The sequence below is a fragment of the Paracoccus sp. C2R09 genome, assembly GCF_018860625.1.
Classification (GTDB): Bacteria; Pseudomonadota; Alphaproteobacteria; order Rhodobacterales; family Rhodobacteraceae; genus Paracoccus.
This window is the reverse complement of record NZ_JAHKQB010000029.1, coordinates 90,431-107,369: the sequence shown is the minus strand read 5'-3', so window position 1 is coordinate 107,369 and position 16,939 is coordinate 90,431. Positions and strand designations below refer to the sequence as shown.

Annotated in this window: 14 protein-coding genes and 1 tRNA gene; 9 read left to right on the top strand and 6 right to left on the bottom strand. The window is 66.5% G+C overall.

Features of this window, described 5'->3' with window-relative positions; translation table 11 throughout:
- The first annotated feature begins 31 nt into the window (after window positions 1-31).
- Window positions 32-108: transfer RNA gene (locus tag KO490_RS12355), tRNA-Arg, on the top strand.
- Between the two features lie 8 nt (window positions 109-116).
- Here KO490_RS12355 and KO490_RS12350 read toward each other — a convergent pair.
- Entirely contained in the window at window positions 117-1,076 is a 960-nt protein-coding gene (locus tag KO490_RS12350; protein ID WP_216019729.1) for a LysR substrate-binding domain-containing protein, read from the bottom strand.
- Between the two features lie 139 nt (window positions 1,077-1,215).
- Here KO490_RS12350 and KO490_RS12345 point away from each other — a divergent pair, with 139 nt between their 5' ends.
- The 7 genes from KO490_RS12345 to KO490_RS12315 all read left to right on the top strand — a co-directional run bounded on the left by KO490_RS12345 (window position 1,216) and on the right by KO490_RS12315 (window position 9,905).
- A complete protein-coding gene (locus KO490_RS12345) occupies window positions 1,216-2,817 on the top strand; it encodes an ABC transporter substrate-binding protein (RefSeq protein WP_216019728.1) in 1,602 nt (533 codons plus the stop codon).
- A gap of 67 nt (window positions 2,818-2,884) precedes the next feature.
- Entirely contained in the window at window positions 2,885-3,862 is a 978-nt protein-coding gene (locus tag KO490_RS12340) for an ABC transporter permease (RefSeq protein ID WP_216019727.1), read from the top strand.
- Complete coding sequence (locus KO490_RS12335; RefSeq protein ID WP_216019726.1) at window positions 3,859-4,767, top strand: ABC transporter permease; 909 nt, start codon at window positions 3,859-3,861, stop codon at window positions 4,765-4,767. The genes KO490_RS12340 and KO490_RS12335 overlap by 4 nt, the downstream gene beginning before the upstream one ends.
- Entirely contained in the window at window positions 4,764-5,753 is a 990-nt protein-coding gene (locus tag KO490_RS12330; protein WP_216019725.1) for an ABC transporter ATP-binding protein, read from the top strand. The genes KO490_RS12335 and KO490_RS12330 overlap by 4 nt, the downstream gene beginning before the upstream one ends.
- Window positions 5,750-6,751 (top strand): ABC transporter ATP-binding protein, encoded by a 1,002-nt coding sequence (locus KO490_RS12325; RefSeq protein WP_303462983.1) that lies wholly within the window; start codon window positions 5,750-5,752, stop codon window positions 6,749-6,751. Before KO490_RS12330 ends, KO490_RS12325 begins: the two co-directional genes overlap by 4 nt.
- A gap of 24 nt (window positions 6,752-6,775) precedes the next feature.
- Window positions 6,776-8,188: a M20 family metallopeptidase gene (locus KO490_RS12320; RefSeq protein WP_216019724.1), complete on the top strand. Its 1,413-nt coding sequence runs from the start codon at window positions 6,776-6,778 to the stop codon at window positions 8,186-8,188.
- A 46-nt stretch (window positions 8,189-8,234) separates the two neighbouring features.
- Complete coding sequence (locus tag KO490_RS12315; RefSeq protein ID WP_216019723.1) at window positions 8,235-9,905, top strand: mechanosensitive ion channel family protein; 1,671 nt, start codon at window positions 8,235-8,237, stop codon at window positions 9,903-9,905.
- A gap of 6 nt (window positions 9,906-9,911) precedes the next feature.
- Here the strand turns inward: KO490_RS12315 and KO490_RS12310 are convergent, their stop codons facing one another.
- The 3 genes from KO490_RS12310 to KO490_RS12300 form a co-directional block, all read right to left on the bottom strand.
- Window positions 9,912-11,981: a M10 family metallopeptidase C-terminal domain-containing protein gene (locus tag KO490_RS12310; protein WP_216019722.1), complete on the bottom strand. Its 2,070-nt coding sequence runs from the start codon at window positions 11,979-11,981 to the stop codon at window positions 9,912-9,914.
- Between the two features lie 264 nt (window positions 11,982-12,245).
- Window positions 12,246-12,983: a MipA/OmpV family protein gene (locus KO490_RS12305; RefSeq protein ID WP_216019721.1), complete on the bottom strand. Its 738-nt coding sequence runs from the start codon at window positions 12,981-12,983 to the stop codon at window positions 12,246-12,248.
- Window positions 12,984-13,105: 122 nt separating this feature from the next.
- The gene (locus KO490_RS12300; RefSeq protein WP_216019720.1) at window positions 13,106-14,950 is read right to left on the bottom strand and encodes an ABC-F family ATP-binding cassette domain-containing protein; all 1,845 of its coding nucleotides are present in this window, start codon (window positions 14,948-14,950) and stop codon (window positions 13,106-13,108) included.
- 165 nt (window positions 14,951-15,115) lie between these two features.
- Here KO490_RS12300 and KO490_RS12295 point away from each other — a divergent pair, with 165 nt between their 5' ends.
- Complete coding sequence (locus KO490_RS12295) at window positions 15,116-16,096, top strand: zinc-binding dehydrogenase (protein WP_368500157.1); 981 nt, start codon at window positions 15,116-15,118, stop codon at window positions 16,094-16,096.
- Window positions 16,097-16,117: 21 nt separating this feature from the next.
- Here the strand turns inward: KO490_RS12295 and KO490_RS12290 are convergent, their stop codons facing one another.
- Both KO490_RS12290 and KO490_RS12285 read right to left on the bottom strand, forming a co-directional pair.
- The gene (locus tag KO490_RS12290) at window positions 16,118-16,480 is read right to left on the bottom strand and encodes a YigZ family protein (protein ID WP_028725824.1); all 363 of its coding nucleotides are present in this window, start codon (window positions 16,478-16,480) and stop codon (window positions 16,118-16,120) included.
- 1 nt (window position 16,481) lies between these two features.
- A complete protein-coding gene (locus KO490_RS12285) occupies window positions 16,482-16,913 on the bottom strand; it encodes a Fur family transcriptional regulator (RefSeq protein WP_216019719.1) in 432 nt (143 codons plus the stop codon).
- Window positions 16,914-16,939 lie beyond the last annotated feature (26 nt).

The following is a 16,939-nucleotide window of genomic DNA, read 5'->3' as shown; positions in this document are numbered from 1 at the left end:
CTGCCCCGGCAGGTAATCAGGCGACCAAGATGCACCCGTAGCTCAGCTGGATAGAGCGCTGCCCTCCGAAGGCAGAGGTCACAGGTTCGAATCCTGTCGGGTGCACCATCCCCCCATCACGTATTCTCGGACAGCTCGGGATATGCCCGGCGGTCCAGCCCGTCCGAAGTGGCCGCGATGAAATCCAGCGTCGCCGCCGATGGCGCGCGGCTGGCCGGCAGCAGGAAGTTCGTCACGTATCGCAAGGCGGGCGCGAAGGGGCGCATGACGATCCCCTCGCCCATCTGATGCACCAGGGGAAACGGGTTCAGCACCGCCGCCCCCAGCCCCTCGCGCACGAATTCCATGGCCGAGACGTTCGTCGATGCCTCGATCACGTTGTTCATCCGCACCCCTGCCCGATCGAAGACGCGATCGATCGCCACGCGGCTGGAATGCCGTCGCGACAGGGCGATGAAATCCGCGCCCTGAAGATCCTCGGGCCGAATCACCTGTGATTCGGCAAGCGGATGCTGCGCAGGAAGAATGCAGATTGCCTGCGTTTCCAGCAACGGCTCGGTTCGGATGCCTTCATGGGTCACCATCGTATCGGTCAATCCGACATCGAAACGGCATTCCGCGATGCCGGTCAGAAGGGCGTCGCTGGCCAGCACCTCGAAGGTGATCCGAAGCTCGGGATTGCGCTTCTTGAAGGCCGCGATCCGGGCCGCCAGAAAGCGATGCGCGATGGTCGGCGGGGCGGCGATGGACAGGGTTCCGCCATGGCTGCGCGCGGGTTGTTCGTGGTGGTTCGCAATTCGCGACAAGGTGTCGAAAACAGGCGTCAATTGCTCGTTTATCGACAGGGCCTCGACCGTGGGGACCAGCCGCCCGCCGGACCGCATGAACAGCTGCAGGCCCAACCTCTCCTCCAACTGCGCAAGCCGCCTGCTGGCGGCCGATTGCGAGATGCCCAGACGGCGCGCCGCGTTGATCGCCGTGCCCTCGGCCACAAGTGCCTGAAGCACCTCCAATTCCCGCAAGGTGATGCCGGAACGGCGGTCCTTCGCCTCGGCTGCACTGTCCTGTCCCGTCATTCACTATTCCCAAATCGCATAGAGATTCATTCTTGACTTATGATTAACGCATAATAGCGTGGCCACCAAGCTGCATAGCGCCACCGGGGGCCAACCCCGGCGACAAAGAACTGATCCCATAAACAGGAAGGAATTCACGGTGAAAACACTGTCCCTGCCGCTTGCGGCCGGCTGCCTTGTCGCGACCCTCGCCCCCCTTCACGCCCAGGAACTGTCGATCGGCCTGAAGTCCGAGGCGACCTCGATGGACCCGCAATTCCATCAATTGTCCACCAACATCCAGGTCGGCAAGAACATCTTCGAGGCCCTGACCACCCAGGATGCCGTGCAGAAGGTCACCCCCGGCCTTGCCGAAAGCTGGGAGGCCATCGACGACACCACGTGGCGGTTCAAGCTGCGCCAGGGCGTCAAGTTCCACAACGGCAGCGATTTCACCGCCCGCGACGTGATCTACAGCTTCTGCCGCGTGCCGCTGGTGCAGAACTCGCCCTCGGCCTACACGATCTTTACCGGCGGCATCGCCGACATGACGGCCGAGGACGATCACACGCTGATCATCAAGACCAAGGACGTCAATCCGCTGCTGCCCACCGACCTGTGGAGCCTTGCCGTCATCTCGGCCGACGCGCTCGGGGCCGAGGACGAGGTGGTCTTCGCGCCCGACGGCGAATGCACCGGCATGGGCGAGGTGCCGCAGGCCCCGGCCTTCAATTCGCCCGACATCGCCGTGGGCACCGGCCCCTACACGCTCGAAAGCTATACCCGCGGTTCCGAACTGACCGTGGCGCGTTTCGACGATTACTGGGGCGGAACGCCGGAATGGGAACGCGTGGTCATGCGTCCGATCACCAGCGACGGCCCGCGCGTCGCGGCCCTGCTGGCCGGTGACGTGGACATGATCGAGAACCCGCCGATCCAGGACATCCCGCGGATCGAAGGCGAAGGCTTCAGCGTCGTGGACGCGCTGTCGAACCGCATCATCTATCTGCACATGCAGCAGCTGGACGATGCGCCGGGCATCGGCGGCACGGATGGGGCGAACCCGCTGCAAGACGCCCGCGTTCGCGAGGCCATTTCCCTGTCGATCAACCGCGACGCCATCGCCGAACGCATCATGGGCGGCTATGCCCAGCCCGCGGGCGAGCTGCTGCCGCCGCCGATGTTCGGCACCTCGGGCCGCGAGGTCGACCCCTACGATCCCGAACGCGCCAAGGAACTGCTGGCCGAGGCGGGATACCCGGACGGCTTCACGCTGAACCTCGGGACGCCGAACGACCGCTACATCAACGACGAACAGGTCGCCCAGGCCGTCGCCCAGATGCTGGCCCGCGTCGGCATCCAGACCACCGTGGACGCCACCACCGCCAGCCAGTTCTTCAGCCGCCGCAACGCGCTGGAATTCCCGATCTACATGGCGGGCTGGGGCGCATCCTCGGGGGACATGTCCTCGCCGCTGAAATCGCTGGTCGCCACCTATGACGAAGTGACGGGCACGGGCACCACCAATGCGGGCCGCTACAGCAACCCCGAAATGGACGCGGTGCTGGCCGAGGCGATGGCCACCATCGACGACGCCAAGCGCGACGAGATGCTGCAGCAGGCCGAAACGATGGTGCTGGACGATTACGGGATCATCCCGCTGCATTACGAGCAGACCGTCTGGGCCATGAAATCCGACCTGACCTACGAGCCCCGCGTGGACCAGTACACCATGGCACGCGAAGTGAAGAAGGCCGAGTGATCGACCCTTCCGGCGCCCCGTCGCGGGGCGCCGGATCCCGTCACCGGACCCCGAAGGACCCTCCCCGATGATCGTCTATCTTGTCCGCCGCCTGGGACAGAGCCTGCTTGCCATCATGGCGATGGCGGTGCTCGTCTTTGCCGGCGTCTATGCCATCGGCAACCCCGTCGATGTGCTGATCAACCCCGAGGCCACCCAGGCCGAGATCGCCGCCACGATGCAGCGCCTCGGCCTCGACCGACCGCTTTATGAACAATTCGGCATCTTCGTGAAGAACGCGCTGCAGGGCGATCTGGGCAGTTCCTTCGTCTATGGCCGCCCCGCGCTGGACATCATCCTGGAACGCCTGCCCGCCACGATGGAGCTGGCGCTGGTCGCGCTGGTCCTGTCGGTGGCCATCGGCATTCCCCTGGGGGTCTGGGCCGGGCTGCGCCCCGACAGCATCGCGGGACGCACGATCATGGGCGGGTCGATCCTGGGCTTCTCGTTGCCGAACTTCTGGCAGGGGATGCTGCTGATCCTGGTCTTCGCGGTGATCCTGGGCTGGCTGCCCGCTGGCGGGCGCGGCGAGACGACCGAGTTCCTGGGCCTGCAGGTCAGCTTCCTGACCTGGGACGGGCTGACCCACCTGATTTTGCCCGCGATCAATCTGGCGCTGTTCAAGATGTCGCTGATCATCCGCCTGGCCCGCGCCAACACCCGCGAGGTCAGCCTGCAGGATTACGTCAAGTTCGCCCGCGCCAAGGGTCTGTCGGGCCGCCGCGTGGTGATGGTCCACATCCTCAAGAACATCATGATCCCCGTCGTCACCATCATCGGGCTTGAGCTGGGATCGATGGTCGCCTTCGCCATCGTGACCGAGACCGTCTTTGCGTGGCCCGGCATGGGCAAGCTGCTGATCGACAGCATCAACCTGCTCGATCGGCCCGTGATCGTCGCCTACCTGATGCTGACGGTGCTGATCATCGTGTCGATCAACCTGCTGGTCGACGTGATCTATTCGCTGCTGGATCCGCGCATCCGCCTGTCGGAGATGAAGGGATGAGCCAGATCACCGCAAACGCACCCGTCCGCGTGGACAGCCCCGCCCGCCGCATCCTGCGCCAGTTCATGGAGGACCCGGTCGCCGTCATCGGCCTGATCCTGTTCGTCGTGATCGCGGCACTGGCCATCGCGGCACCCTGGATCGCGCCGCAGAACCCCTACGACCTGACACAGCTGGACATCATGGACAGTGCCCTGCCCCCGGGCGAGGTCAGCTTCGGCACCGGCCAGACCTACTGGCTGGGCACCGACCGGCAGGGCCGCGACATGCTGTCGGGCATCCTCTACGGTCTGCGCATCAGCCTGCTGGTGGCTTCGGTCTCGCTCGGGTTGGCGATCACCATCGGGACCATCGTGGGCGTCACGGCGGCCTATTTCGGCGGCAGGCTCGACAGCTTCATCATGCGGATCGTCGATCTGCAGCTGTCCTTCCCGGCCATCCTGATCGCGCTGATCCTTCTGGCGCTGCTGGGGCGCGGCGTGGACAAGGTGATCCTGGCGCTGGTCATCGTGCAATGGGCCTATTACGCGCGGACCGTGCGCAGCTCGGCCATCGTCGAACGGCGCAAGGACTATATCGATGCGGCGCGCTGCCTTGCGCTGTCGGACCGCCGCATCATGTTCCGCCACCTGCTGCCCAATTGCGTGCCGCCGCTGATCGTGGTCGCCACCGTCCAGATCGCGCAGGCCATCGCGCTGGAGGCGACGCTGTCCTTCCTGGGCGTGGGCGTGCCCATCACCGAACCCTCGCTCGGGCTGCTGATCGCCAACGGCTACGATTACCTGCTGTCGGGCGTCTACTGGATCAGCCTTTTCCCCGGCATCGCCCTGGTGGTGACCATCGTGGCCATCAACCTTGTCGGCGACCGCCTGCGCGATGTCCTGAACCCGAGGTTGCAGAAATGAGCAAGCTGCTGGAAATCACGGATCTGCAGACGCATTTCCACACCCGCGACGGCATCGCCAAGGCCGTGGACGGCGTCAGCTTCGCGCTGGACCGGGGCGAGATCCTGGGCCTTGTCGGCGAAAGCGGATCGGGCAAGTCGGTCACCGGCTTCTCGATCCTGGGGCTGGTCGATCCGCCGGGCCGCGTGGCCGGGGGCAGCATCATCTTCGACGGCGACGACCTGGTCGCCGGGGGCGAGCCGATGCTGCGCGGCCTGCGCGGCAAGCGGATCGCCATGATCTTCCAGGACCCGATGATGACGCTGAACCCGGTCCTGCGCATCGACACCCAGATGGTGGAGACGGTGCTGGCCCATGACCGCGTCCCCCGGTCCGAGGCGCTGGCCCGCGCGCGCGCAGCCCTGGTGCAGGTGGGCATCTCGTCGCCGGACGAACGGCTGCGCAGCTATCCGCACCAGTTCTCGGGGGGGATGCGCCAGCGCGTGGCCATCGCCATCGCGCTGCTGCACAAGCCCGACCTGATCATCGCGGACGAACCCACCACCGCGCTGGACGTCACCATCCAGGCCCAGATCCTGTCCGAGGTGCAGAGCCTCTGCGCCAAATCGGGCACGGCGCTGATCTGGATCACGCATGACCTGGCCGTCGTGTCCGGCTTGGCCGACCGGCTGGCCGTCATGTATGCGGGCCGCATCATCGAGGAAGGCCCGACCGCCAGCGTCATCGGCAACCCGCGCCACCCCTATACCCGCGGGCTGATCGACAGCGTGCCCAAGGGTAAGCAGCGCGGTCAGAAGCTGGCGCAGATCCGAGGCATGACGCCGTCGCTTCTGAACCTGCCCGAAGGGTGCAAGTTCGCCCCCCGCTGCCCGCGTGCCGATGCCGCCTGCGCGATCGAACCCGCGCTGGAACGCAGCGGCGCCGATCGCAGCCTGCGCTGCCACCACCCCCATGACGAAGATGCCGAAAGGGTCCAAGCCCCGTGACACAGGAACCCATCATTCAGATCGAGGGCGTCTCGAAGCGCTTCACCAAGGATCTCGATATCGCGGAGAAGATGGCCCGCAGGCTGGGGGCCAAGATCGCCCCGGTCACGGTCCATGCGGTGGACGATGTCAGCCTGAGCATCCGCAAGGGCGAGGTGCTGGGCCTCGTGGGGGAATCCGGCTGCGGGAAATCGACGCTCGGGCGCATGGTCGCGGGGCTGAACGGCCCGAGCGCCGGGCGCATCCGCTTCCACGGTCAGGACGTGGCCGGGCTGCGCGGGGCCGAGGCCCGCAACGCCGCGCTGAAGATGCAGATGGTCTTCCAGGACCCGATGTCGTCGCTGAACCCCCGCATGAGGGTGCGCGACATCGTCTCCGAGGCGCCGGCCTTCCACGGCATCGTGCCCCGGGCCGAGCTGACCGACTATATCGACGACACGCTGCGGCAGGTGGGGCTCGACCCCACCACGGCCAAGAGGTACCCGCACCAGTTCTCGGGCGGGCAGCGCGCGCGGATCGGGATCGCGCGGGCACTTGCGGTGCGGCCCGAATTCCTCGTCTGCGACGAATCCGTGGCGGCGCTGGACGTGTCGATCCAGGCGCAGGTGCTGAACCTTTTCGCGCAGCTGCGCGAGGATTTCGACCTCACCTATCTGTTCGTCAGCCACGATCTGGGCGTGGTCGAACATATCTCGGACCGGATCGCGGTGATGTATCTGGGCCGCCTGGTCGAACTGGGCGAGGCCGAGGATCTGATCGCCCGCCCGAACCACCCCTATACCCAGGCGCTGGTCTCCGAGATCCCGACATTCGAGACGGGCAAGAAGACCTATCACGCCATCAAGGGCGAGATCCCGTCGCCCCTGAACCCGCCCAAGGGGTGCCATTTCCACCCCCGCTGCCCCCATGCGCATGACCGCTGTCGGTCCGAGGTGCCCGCCCTGCGGCAGGTCGCCCCGGGACGCATGTCGGCCTGCCACCTGAACGACCGGTCCTGAGCGCCGGAAACAACGGAGAAGAAGATGCGAAACGACAACCCCGTCTGGTCCCATGTCGATGCCAAGGGGCCGGAATTCACCGGCCTTGCCGACAGGGTCTTCGACACGCCCGAACTGGCCTATACCGAGAAGAAATCCTGCGCCGCCCATACCGAGATGCTCGAGGCGCAGGGCTTTCGCGTGACCCGCAACGTCGCGGGCATCCCGACCGCCGTCATGGGCGAGGCGGGCGAAGGCGGACCGGTCATCGCGATCCTGGGCGAATACGACGCCCTGCCGGGGCTGTCGCAGGAACCGGGCCTGGCAGAGCCCAGGCAGATCGCGGATCACGGCTTCGGTCACGGCTGCGGGCACAACCTGCTGGGTTCGGCCGCGCTGTCGGCGGCCACCGCGGTCAAGGACTGGCTTGCGGCCGAGGGCCTGCCCGGGCGCGTCCGCTATTTCGGCTGCCCGGCCGAGGAAGGCGGCGCCGCCAAGACCTACATGGTGCGCGACGGCCAGTTCGACGACGTGGACATCGCGATCACCTGGCACCCGGCCAGCTTCAACGCGGTCGATGACATGCGGTCGCTGGCCAATACCCGGATCGACTTCACCTTCCACGGCAAGGCCGCCCATGCCGCGGGCGCCCCTGAACTGGGACGCTCTGCGCTGGATTCGGTCGAGCTGATGAATATCGGCGTCAACTACATGCGCGAACACATGCCCGATGCCGCGCGGGTGCATTACGCCTATCTGGACGCGGGCGGGATCGCCCCGAACGTGGTGCAGTCCAAGGCGACCGTGCGCCAGCTGATCCGCAGCCCCGATCTGGCAGGGCTTCAGTCGCTGGTCGAACGCGTCCGTAACATCGCGGATGGTGCCGCGCTGATGTCGGGCACGACGGTCACGTCGAAGGTCTTCTCGGCCGTGTCGAACCTGACCGAGAACCGCCCCCTGTCCGAGGCCATGCAGGCCGAGTTCGAGGCCCTGGGCCCCGTCCCCTTCGACGAGGCCGATGAGGAATTCGGGTCGCGGATCCGCAGCACCCTGACGCGCGACGACATCGCCGACACCTTCCAGCGCCTGGCGATGAAGCCCGATTACGACAAGACCATGTGCGACTTCATCGCGCCGCTGGATCGTCCCTTCATGGGCGGCATCGGATCGACCGATGTGGGCGATGTCAGCTGGGCCGTGCCCACCGTGCAGGCGCGTGTGGCGACCTGCGCCATCGGGACCGCGCTGCACAGCTGGCAGCAGACCGCGCAGGGCAAGGCGCCCGCCGCACACAAGGGCATGCTGCACGCGGCCAAGGTGATGGCATCGACCGCCCGCGCGGCGCTGATCGATCCCGACCTGATCGCGCGTGCCAAGGCGGCGCACCGGGAACACCTGGCGGACTTCCCCTATGCCTGCCCCATCCCCGAAGGCACCAACCCGCCGGTCGAGGTCTGATCCCGCCCGCAGGGAACCGCCCGCCCGCCGGGCGGTTCATCCTGTGATGTCCATCCTGCGCACCCTTCTGTCGGCCTGCCTTGCGGTCCTGATCCTTGCCGCCCTGCCCGCACAGGCGCAAGAGCAGACCCCCTGGTACGAGATCGAGACCCTGAACGAGGGTCTTGCCCCCGATGATCAGGCGATGGATCTGCAGACCCCGCGATCCAGCCTCGAGAGCTTTCTCGCGCAGGCCTCGCGCGGGAACTGGGACGCTGCCGCACATGCGCTGGATCTGTCGGGGATCGACCCTGCCGACCAGCCGTCCGAAGGTCGCGCCCGCGCGCTGGATTTCATGCATCTGCTGCAGCGCAAGATCGTCGTGGACTGGTACGACCTGCCCGATCGCCCCGACGGGTTGGACAGCCGCCTGTCGCCCGAATCCCCGATGGCGGGCATGGCGCGGAAATCCATCCTTCTGTGGTATGTCGAACTGGGCGAACGCCCGACCCCCATCCGCATCAACCGGGTCAAGCCCGCCGATGGCGATCCGGTCTGGGTCGTCTCACGCCAGACCGTGGACGATCTGCCCGCGCTCGGGGCGGCATTCGGCCCCTCGCGGCTGGAGATGGCCCTGCCCCCGGCACTGCGCAGCCCCGCATTCTGGGGCCTGCAATGGTGGGAGGTGCTGGCCCTGCCCATCGGGCTGGCGGCGACCCTGCTGGCGGGCTGGATCACCCAGAAGCTGCTGTCGCGCGGATACAACCGCAACCGTCGTCTTGCGCCGGATTCGATCCTGGTGGCCGTGCGCGGGCCGATCGTGCTTCTGGTGATGACGCTGGTCCTCAGCACGCTGACGAACCGGGTGTTCATCTTTTCGGGGCGGATCGACACCATCCTGTCGCCCCTGACCATCATCGGCATCGTCGTCTCGATGCTGTGGCTGGTCGTCAACGTGGCCGATGCGCTGGTCGCCCGGCTGGTGTCCTTCGACGGGGCCGAACTGAATGCCATCGGCGAAGGGCAGGAACGCCGCCGTTCGGTCGCGACCAAGGTTTCGGCCCTGCGGCGCTTCATGCTGGTCGTCATCGCCGTGATCGGCACGGCGATCGTCCTGAACGAGGCAAGCGTGGTCCAATCCCTCGGGCTGTCGCTGCTGGCCTCGGCCGGGACGCTGACGCTGATCGCGGCCTTTGCGGCGCGCAACATCCTGTCGAACATCATGGCATCGCTGCAGATCTCGCTGAACCAATCGGCGCGGATCGGGGACAAGATCCTGTACCAGGGCTATGTCTGCTCGGTCGAGAGGGTGAACTTCACCTTCGTGCAGTTGCGTGTCTGGACCGGCAAGCGGCTTGTCGTGCCGGTCGTGGATTTCGTGGCCGAACCGTTCGAGAACTGGACGATGCAGGAACACCTGACCCTGTTCGAGGTGATCCTGCGCCTGGATCATCGCGCCGATATCGGCCCGCTTCGCGACGAGTATCACCGCATCCTGGACGACATGGACATCCACGAACCCGAAAGCCGCGGCGTCATGGTGTCGGATCACGACGCATTCGGGCAGCATGTGCTGTTCCTCGTGCCCAGCCTGGATCCCAATACCGGCTGGGTCCAATCCTGCGAGGTCCGCGAGAAGCTGCTGGCCGCCGCGCGAGAGATCGACTGCGAGGCGACGCCGCTTTTTCCGAAGATGCGGGCCCTGGACGACGAGATCGAGGCCAGCCCCCGCGCCTGATCCGCGTCAAAAGATGAAGCTGTCGTCCTGCAGCGCGTGAATTCCCGACAGCCGGATCACCATGTCCACATTGCCATCCCCGTCCATATCCGCCGTGATCCGGGTTTCGGAACCGGCTCGGGCAATGGTCAGCTGATCGAAGCCGTCGATGCCGGTCGCGCCCAGGTCGATCACATCGTCGCCCCGCCCGAAATCGCGGATCAGGTCGGCCCCGCCAAGCGGGCTCTGCCCGGCGAACGAGAACCGGAACACGTCGCTCCCTGCGCCACCCCACAGGATGTCCGCGCCGTAGCCGCCATCCAGCGTGTCGGCCCCCGCCCCGCCCTGCAGCAGATCCGCGCCCAGATTGCCGCGCAGCAGATCGTTGCCATTGCCGCCCTGCATCCGGTCATTGCCATTGTCGCCATGCAGGCTGTCATTGCCCAGGCCCGCGAAGATCAGGTCGTTGCCGAAGCCGCCGCGCAGCAGATCGCGCCCGATCCGCCCCTCCAGCCGGTCGGCGCCGCCATTGCCCAGCAGCGTATCGGCCCCCGAACCGCCGATGATCGTATCGTTGCCGTTCCCGCCGGACAGCCAATCCCGGCCATCGCCCGCCTCAAGCGTATCTTGTCCGTTTCCGCCCGCCATCCGGTTGTTCCCGGCCATGCTGCGGAGCAGGTCGTTCCCATTGTTTCCGCTCAGCGTATCGTTGCCGCCATTGCCGAAGATCCGGTCGTCGCCATCGCCCCCGCGAATATTGTTCCGGCCCGCATTCCCGACGATGCGGTCGTCCCCGTTGCCGGCGAACAACGCCTCGATCAGGGTTCCCGCGGCGATCTGAAGGTTGCCGCGCATCCCGAACACGTCCGAGACCCCGCCCATCCGCATGTCGATCTGCTGATCATGCCCGTCATGGCCCAGATCCAGCCGATCCCAGCCCCCCACATCGCTGATGGTCATCGCGACGCCCCACGCATCCGCGACGCCGCCCGCCCCCATCTGCGCATCGAAGATCTGCCCCAGCCAGCTGTCGCCCAGGTTGTGACCCCGGCCATAGACTGTGGCCCCCGCGGTCAGGCTCTCGCTGCCGGCCGTGTCATAGATGTCCCGGATGGCGATCACGTCCGCCGCCATGGGCGTCGCGACATAGGCGTAATCCGCAGCAATGTTCGGATTTTCGGATTGCGGGAAATAGGACATGATCGAGGCCTGCCAGCTGTCCATCGCAAAGACCGCATCCGATGCGAAGGTTCCGCTGCCGTTGTAATTGCCCTGATGCCCCAATCCCAGGGCATGCCCGACCTCGTGGATATAGGTCTGGAAGCCGTAGCTGCCGATCTGCGTGCCATAGCTGTCCAGCCACCAGGTCGACACGTTGATATAGGATGACAGGATCCGCCCGCCCGACACGACCGAATAAGCATAGGCCCCGGAATCCGCATCGTCGAAGGTGATGTCGGCATTGCCGGGCTTCTCGACGAAGCGCAGATCGGCGACCGCGGCCCATGCCTCCAGCGCGCCACGCGCCAGCGCGCGCCCCGCCTGTGTCAGCGCCGTCAGGTCGACCGAGATGACATCCTGCACGAAGGCCCGCGCATCCTCGTATCGGTCGTTCCAGAACCCGTCCGTCAGATATCGCGCAAGATCCTCGATCGTGCCCGAACCGCCGGGATCGACGCCGTCCAGGCTGATCCGATAGCTGCCCGTATGCGTCGAATAGGCGGCGGCATCGATATAGAACCGCCCGCCGCGCGTGGCGGTATAGGTGATCTGGCTGTCCAGACCGTCGGCATCGTCGTTCGATGCGACCAGCTTGCCCGAGGCATCGCGCAGATAGAGATAGGGATCCGGCAGCGACAGGCCCTCCATCCCGATCCGGTAGGTGCTGCCCGCCGCAAGGTCGATCGCGATCCAGTCGTGATCGCCGGATCTGCCGATCGTGCCGGTGAAGGTATCGCCCACATCCATGCGTGCGGTCGTCCCCGATCCCCCCGCGGCATCGCCATTCTCGGCCCATTCCGCGCGCAGCGGTGCCGCGATCCCGCCGTAAGGGCATTCGGGGTCGGTGGGGCGGAAACTCTCGCAGATCGTGCACATGCCGGTTCAATCCTCGGAATTGGGCATCATGGACCGCCGGGGAAAAGCGGTCCAATCACCCCGAGGTTGTAGCACAAAGGATTAAGTTCCAGTTTGCGCGCGACAGGATTTTCTTCCCCCCGGGCAAGATACCGGCAGGACGGCAACGGTTGCCGCCGCGCTGCGCAATCATTCTGGCAATACGCAAAAAAAATGGCCGCGGAGATCCCGCAGCCATGTTTCGATGTCCCGGGCCGCCCGATACCGGCCCCGTTCGCTCCGGTCTTAGAAGCCGAAGGTGAAGCGGCGCGTCACGCCCAGGCGCAGCGAGGGCTGGTATTCCTCTTGCACGACGGGGGAATCCGCCGCGTCGCCGATCAGCTTGCCATAACGGATCTCGCCCAGAAGCGAGGTCGTCTCGGTCATGGCGTATTTCGCTTCGAAGGTCAGCGCGGCCTCGTTCAGGCCACCGCCGGGCTGGGTCTCGTCCAGGCCGCTGGCGGCGCTCTCGGCGGCGGTCACGCCGAAATAGGTGTTGTTGAATTCGTCGTCGCCGTAGACCAGCTCGGCGCCCGACCACAGCGTCAGCCGCTCGGTCAGCTGGGTGCGATATTTCGCACCGATCTCGCCGGTCAGCCCCTCGTGGCCGTCAAAGCCGCGGCGCAGGCTGCCGAAGGCCGTGACCGGACCCATGCCGTAGCTGACGCGCAGGCCCAGTTCATAGGCACGGTCGATATCGTCCAGGCCGCTCAGTTCGGGATAATCGCCGGTGTCACGGTCGCCCACGGTCCCGAAGGACGGTGCGAAGGACAGGCCCTGCGCCGAGCCGCCCACCGAATTGCCGAAGCCCGAATTGCGCCAGATGATCCAGGGCGAAACCTCGCCCTCGTCCGATCCGGGATATTCCGGACCGACCGCCGCCCCGATGCCCAGATCGACCGAGTAGCTGCGACCGGCCATGCCGAAATCCTGCGCGACTGCAGGGGTGGCGGCGATCAATGCGAATGCGAGTGCGTATTTCATGGGGCGAATCCGGGGATGCGAGGAAGGGTGCGAGGGCGTTTCGTCCATCTAGGGCGCAGCATGGCATCAACACAACCGTCGCGCCGCCGTGAAGATGCCCGGCGGCGCATTTTCGCAACAGGTCAGGCCTCGGCCTTTTCCAGCTTTTCCAGGGCCTGCATCCACAGCGCCTCGGCACGCTTCATCGCCTGACGCGCCTCGACATGCTTCTTGCCCCATTTCTCGGCCTCGTAGGGGTCGTTGTACAGCCCCGGATCGGCCAGCTTCACGTCCAGCTTGGCCAGCATGTCGGTCAGCTTCTCGACCCGCTCCTCGGCCTTGCGGACCTCGGCCCGCAGGGTCAGCAGCTCGTCGCGCGGGGCGCGCCTGGGGGCGGGCTTCGGGGCCTCCTTGACGGGGGCGGCGCTGGTGCCCGTCAGCAGGAAGCGGCGGTAATCGTCCAGATCGCCCTCGTAGGGGCCGACATCGCCGTCCTTGACCAGCCACAGCCGTTCGGCCACCAGCCCCAGAAGATGCATGTCGTGGCTGACCAGGACCACGGCCCCGGTATAGTCGTTCAGCGCCTCGGACAGGGCTTCGCGGGATTCGATGTCCAGGTGGTTGGTCGGTTCGTCCAGGATCAGAAGATGCGGCGCGTCGATGGTCGCGATCAGCAGCGACAGGCGGGCCTTCTGGCCACCCGACAGCTGACCGACCTTCGTCTCGGCCTGCGCCTCCATCAGGCCGAAGCCCGCAAGGCGCGCGCGCTGCTTGGCCTGACCCTCGTTCGGGCGCAGGGTGCGGATGTGATCCAGCGGCGTCTCGTCCAGATGCAGCTCGTCCACCTGGTGCTGCGCGAAATAGCCCACGCGCAGCTTGTTCGACCGCGTGATCTGCCCCGCCATCGTGCCCAGCCGTTCGGCCAGCAGCTTGGACAGGGTGGACTTGCCCTGACCGTTCCGGCCCAGCAGTGCGATGCGGTCGTCCTGATCGATGCGCAGGTTCAGCTTGCGCAGGACCGCACGATCGCCATAGCCGACGGACACGCCCTCCATCGCGACGATGGGCGGGGACAGTTCCTCGGGCTGGGGGAAGGTGAAGCGGTGGAACTTGGCCTCTTCGGGGGCGGTGATCGGCTCCATCTTGGCCAGCATCTTGACGCGGGCCTGCGCCTGCCGCGCCTTGCTGGCGGTCGCGCCGAAGCGGTCCACGAAGCTTTGCAGATGCGCGCGGCGGTCGGCCTGCTTCTTGGCCTCGGCGGCCATCAACGCCCGCTTTTCGGCACGCATCCTGGTGAAGCTGTCATAGCCGCCGGTATAGAGCGTGAGCTTCTTCGCCTCGAGATGCAGGATATGCCCCACGGCGCGGTTCAGCAGGCCGCGGTCGTGGCTGATGATGATGACCGTATGCGGGTATCGCGCCAGGTAGCTTTCCAGCCACAGCGCCCCTTCCAGGTCCAGATAGTTGGTCGGTTCGTCCAGCAGCAGCAGGTCGGGCTGGGCGAACAGCACGCCCGCCAGCGCCACCCGCATCCGCCAGCCGCCGCTGAAATCGCTGGTGGGCCGCGCCTGATCCGCGGTCGAGAAGCCCAGCCCGTCGAGGATCGTGGCCGCCCGCGCCTCGGCGGACCATGCGTCGATATCGGCCAGACGGGTCTGCACCTCGGCGATGCGGGCGGGATCGGTGGCCTCGTCGGCCTCGGCCATCAGGGCGGCGCGTTCCTTGTCGGCGGCCAGCACCGTTTCCAGGACCGAAATGTCGGTCGCGGCGCTTTCCTGCGCCACGCCCCCGATGCGCGCGCGCGACGGCAGCGACAATTCGCCCCCGTCCAGCGACAGCTCGCCCCGGATCAGCTTGAACAGCGTGGTCTTGCCCGCCCCGTTGGGACCGACAAGGCCGACCTTGTGGCCTTCGGGAATGGTGGCGGAGGCCTGCTCGAACAACGGGCGGCCCTGGATGGAATAGGAGATGTCATCAATGCGCAGCATGGCGCGGGCATGGCCCATCGCGGGCCGACCGTCAATGACCGGACGCAGCCAATTGACCGCCCCGGCGGGATTCTGTGTTCACCCGGACGGAACTGGCGGGGGAACGGGCAGCTTCCTATGTTCCGATGATGCCCCGAACGGGGATGAAGTGAACGGAAAGGATACATGATGCGCAGCGTAGGCCACGACAGCTTCGGCGAACCCGAGGACGTCCTGCAGCAGGTCGAGATCGACCGCCCCGCGCCCAAGGCCGGCGAGGTTCTGATCAAGGTGATCATGGCACCGATCCACAATCACGACCTGTGGACCATCCGCGGCACCTACGGCACCAAGCCGCAGCTGCCCGCCACCGCCGGCAGCGAGGCCGTGGGCATCATCGAGGAGGTCGGCCCCGAGGTCGATCCCGCCCTGAAGGGCCGCCGCGTCGCCGCCGCGGGCATTCCGGGCGCATGGGCCGAATACGTGATCGGCCGTGCCGATGCCGTGATCCCCGTCCCCGACGACATGTCGGACGAGGCCGCCGCCCAGCTGATCGCCATGCCCTTCAGCAGCATCACCCTGCTGGAATTCCTGAACGTGAAGCCGGGCGACTGGGTCGTCCAGACCGCCGCCAACGGCGCGGTCGGTCGCATCATGGACGTGCTGGCACGCGAACGCGGCGTCAAGCTGCTGAACCTCGTGCGCCGCGAGGCCGCGGTGCAGGAGCTGACCGAGGCGGGCATGGAGAACGTCGTCTCGACCGACGATCCGGACTGGATCGGCAAGGCCAAGGCGATCCTGGGCGAGGGCGGCGCACGCGCGGCCATCGACAGCGTCGGCGGTCAGGTCGCGGGCGATCTGGTGGAACTGCTGGGCCATGAAGGTCTGCTGGTCACCTTCGGCGCGATGGCCGAACCGACCCTGCCGCTGTCCTCGGGTCAGCTGATCTTCAAGCATATCACGGTGAAGGGCTTCTGGGGCGCGATCGTCATGCGCGAAACCCCGGCCGAGGATCGCCAGCGCATGTTCGGCGAACTGATCGGGCTGGTCCTGAAGGGCAAGCTGGTCCTGACCTCGGGGGGGAACTTCGCGTTGGAGAACCCGCGCGAGGCCGCGAAGGCCAGCCTGACCGCGGGCCGCAACGGCAAGATCATGTTCAAGCCGTAAGCGCGTTTCGGGCGGGGGCGTTCAGCCCTCGCCCAACCCCGTCTGCGCCAGGTAGTGGCGCACGGCATCCGCGACATGCCGGAACCTGTCGCCGCCCAGATGCTTGCCGCCATACCAGCGCGTGACGATCACGACATGATCGGTCAGCCCGGCGCGTTCCAGCATCTGCAGGATCAGCATCCCCGCCCCGCCTTCGCCGTCATCGTCCTTGGCCGGTTCCCCCGACAGGATCGCGGCCCAGCTGTGATGGGTGGCCTTCTGGAACCGCTTGGTCCGCTTCAGTTCGGCCAGCAGTGCCTCGACGCCCGCCTTGTCCGTCACCGGCCCGCCCGCGACCGCGTATTTCGATCCGCGATCCGAGATGATCTTGTCGAAGACCTGCATCTCAACGCCGCCGGACATAGAGCTCCAGCCTGTGATGCACGATCTCGTATCCCATCTCGGCCGCGATCTCGGCCTGCAGGCGCTCGATGCGCTCGTTGTGGAACTCCATCACCTCGCCGCTGTCCACGTCGATCATGTGGTCGTGATGGGACTGATCGGCAGCCTCCCACCGGGCGGGTTCGCCCTGGAATTCCAACTTCTCGATCACGCCCTGGGTCTGCAGCGTCGTCAGCGTGCGATAGACGGTGGCCAGCGACACCCCTGCCCCCGCGGCGACCGCACGGGCATGCAGCTCGGCCGCGTCGGGGTGATCCTCGGCCGAGGCGATGACGTCCAGCAGCGCCGCCCGCTGGCGCGTGACGCGCACGCCCGCCCCCCTCAGCGCATCCTCCAGCGCGGCGGCGCGCGCGATCTTTTCGGAACCCTTGCTCATGAATGCAGCATGACGCGGATCGGCCT

Coding starts and splice junctions, on each gene's coding strand:
- KO490_RS12350 (WP_216019729.1), bottom strand. CDS start 1,076: ATGACGGGACAGGACAGTGCAGCCGAGGCGAAGGACCGCCGTTCCGGC.
- KO490_RS12340 (WP_216019727.1), top strand. CDS start 2,885: ATGATCGTCTATCTTGTCCGCCGCCTGGGACAGAGCCTGCTTGCCATC.
- KO490_RS12335 (WP_216019726.1), top strand. CDS start 3,859: ATGAGCCAGATCACCGCAAACGCACCCGTCCGCGTGGACAGCCCCGCC.
- KO490_RS12330 (WP_216019725.1), top strand. CDS start 4,764: ATGAGCAAGCTGCTGGAAATCACGGATCTGCAGACGCATTTCCACACC.
- KO490_RS12320 (WP_216019724.1), top strand. CDS start 6,776: ATGCGAAACGACAACCCCGTCTGGTCCCATGTCGATGCCAAGGGGCCG.
- KO490_RS12315 (WP_216019723.1), top strand. CDS start 8,235: ATGTCCATCCTGCGCACCCTTCTGTCGGCCTGCCTTGCGGTCCTGATC.
- KO490_RS12310 (WP_216019722.1), bottom strand. CDS start 11,981: ATGTGCACGATCTGCGAGAGTTTCCGCCCCACCGACCCCGAATGCCCT.
- KO490_RS12305 (WP_216019721.1), bottom strand. CDS start 12,983: ATGAAATACGCACTCGCATTCGCATTGATCGCCGCCACCCCTGCAGTC.
- KO490_RS12300 (WP_216019720.1), bottom strand. CDS start 14,950: ATGCTGCGCATTGATGACATCTCCTATTCCATCCAGGGCCGCCCGTTG.
- KO490_RS12295 (WP_368500157.1), top strand. CDS start 15,116: ATGATGCGCAGCGTAGGCCACGACAGCTTCGGCGAACCCGAGGACGTC.
- KO490_RS12290 (WP_028725824.1), bottom strand. CDS start 16,480: ATGCAGGTCTTCGACAAGATCATCTCGGATCGCGGATCGAAATACGCG.
- KO490_RS12285 (WP_216019719.1), bottom strand. CDS start 16,913: ATGAGCAAGGGTTCCGAAAAGATCGCGCGCGCCGCCGCGCTGGAGGAT.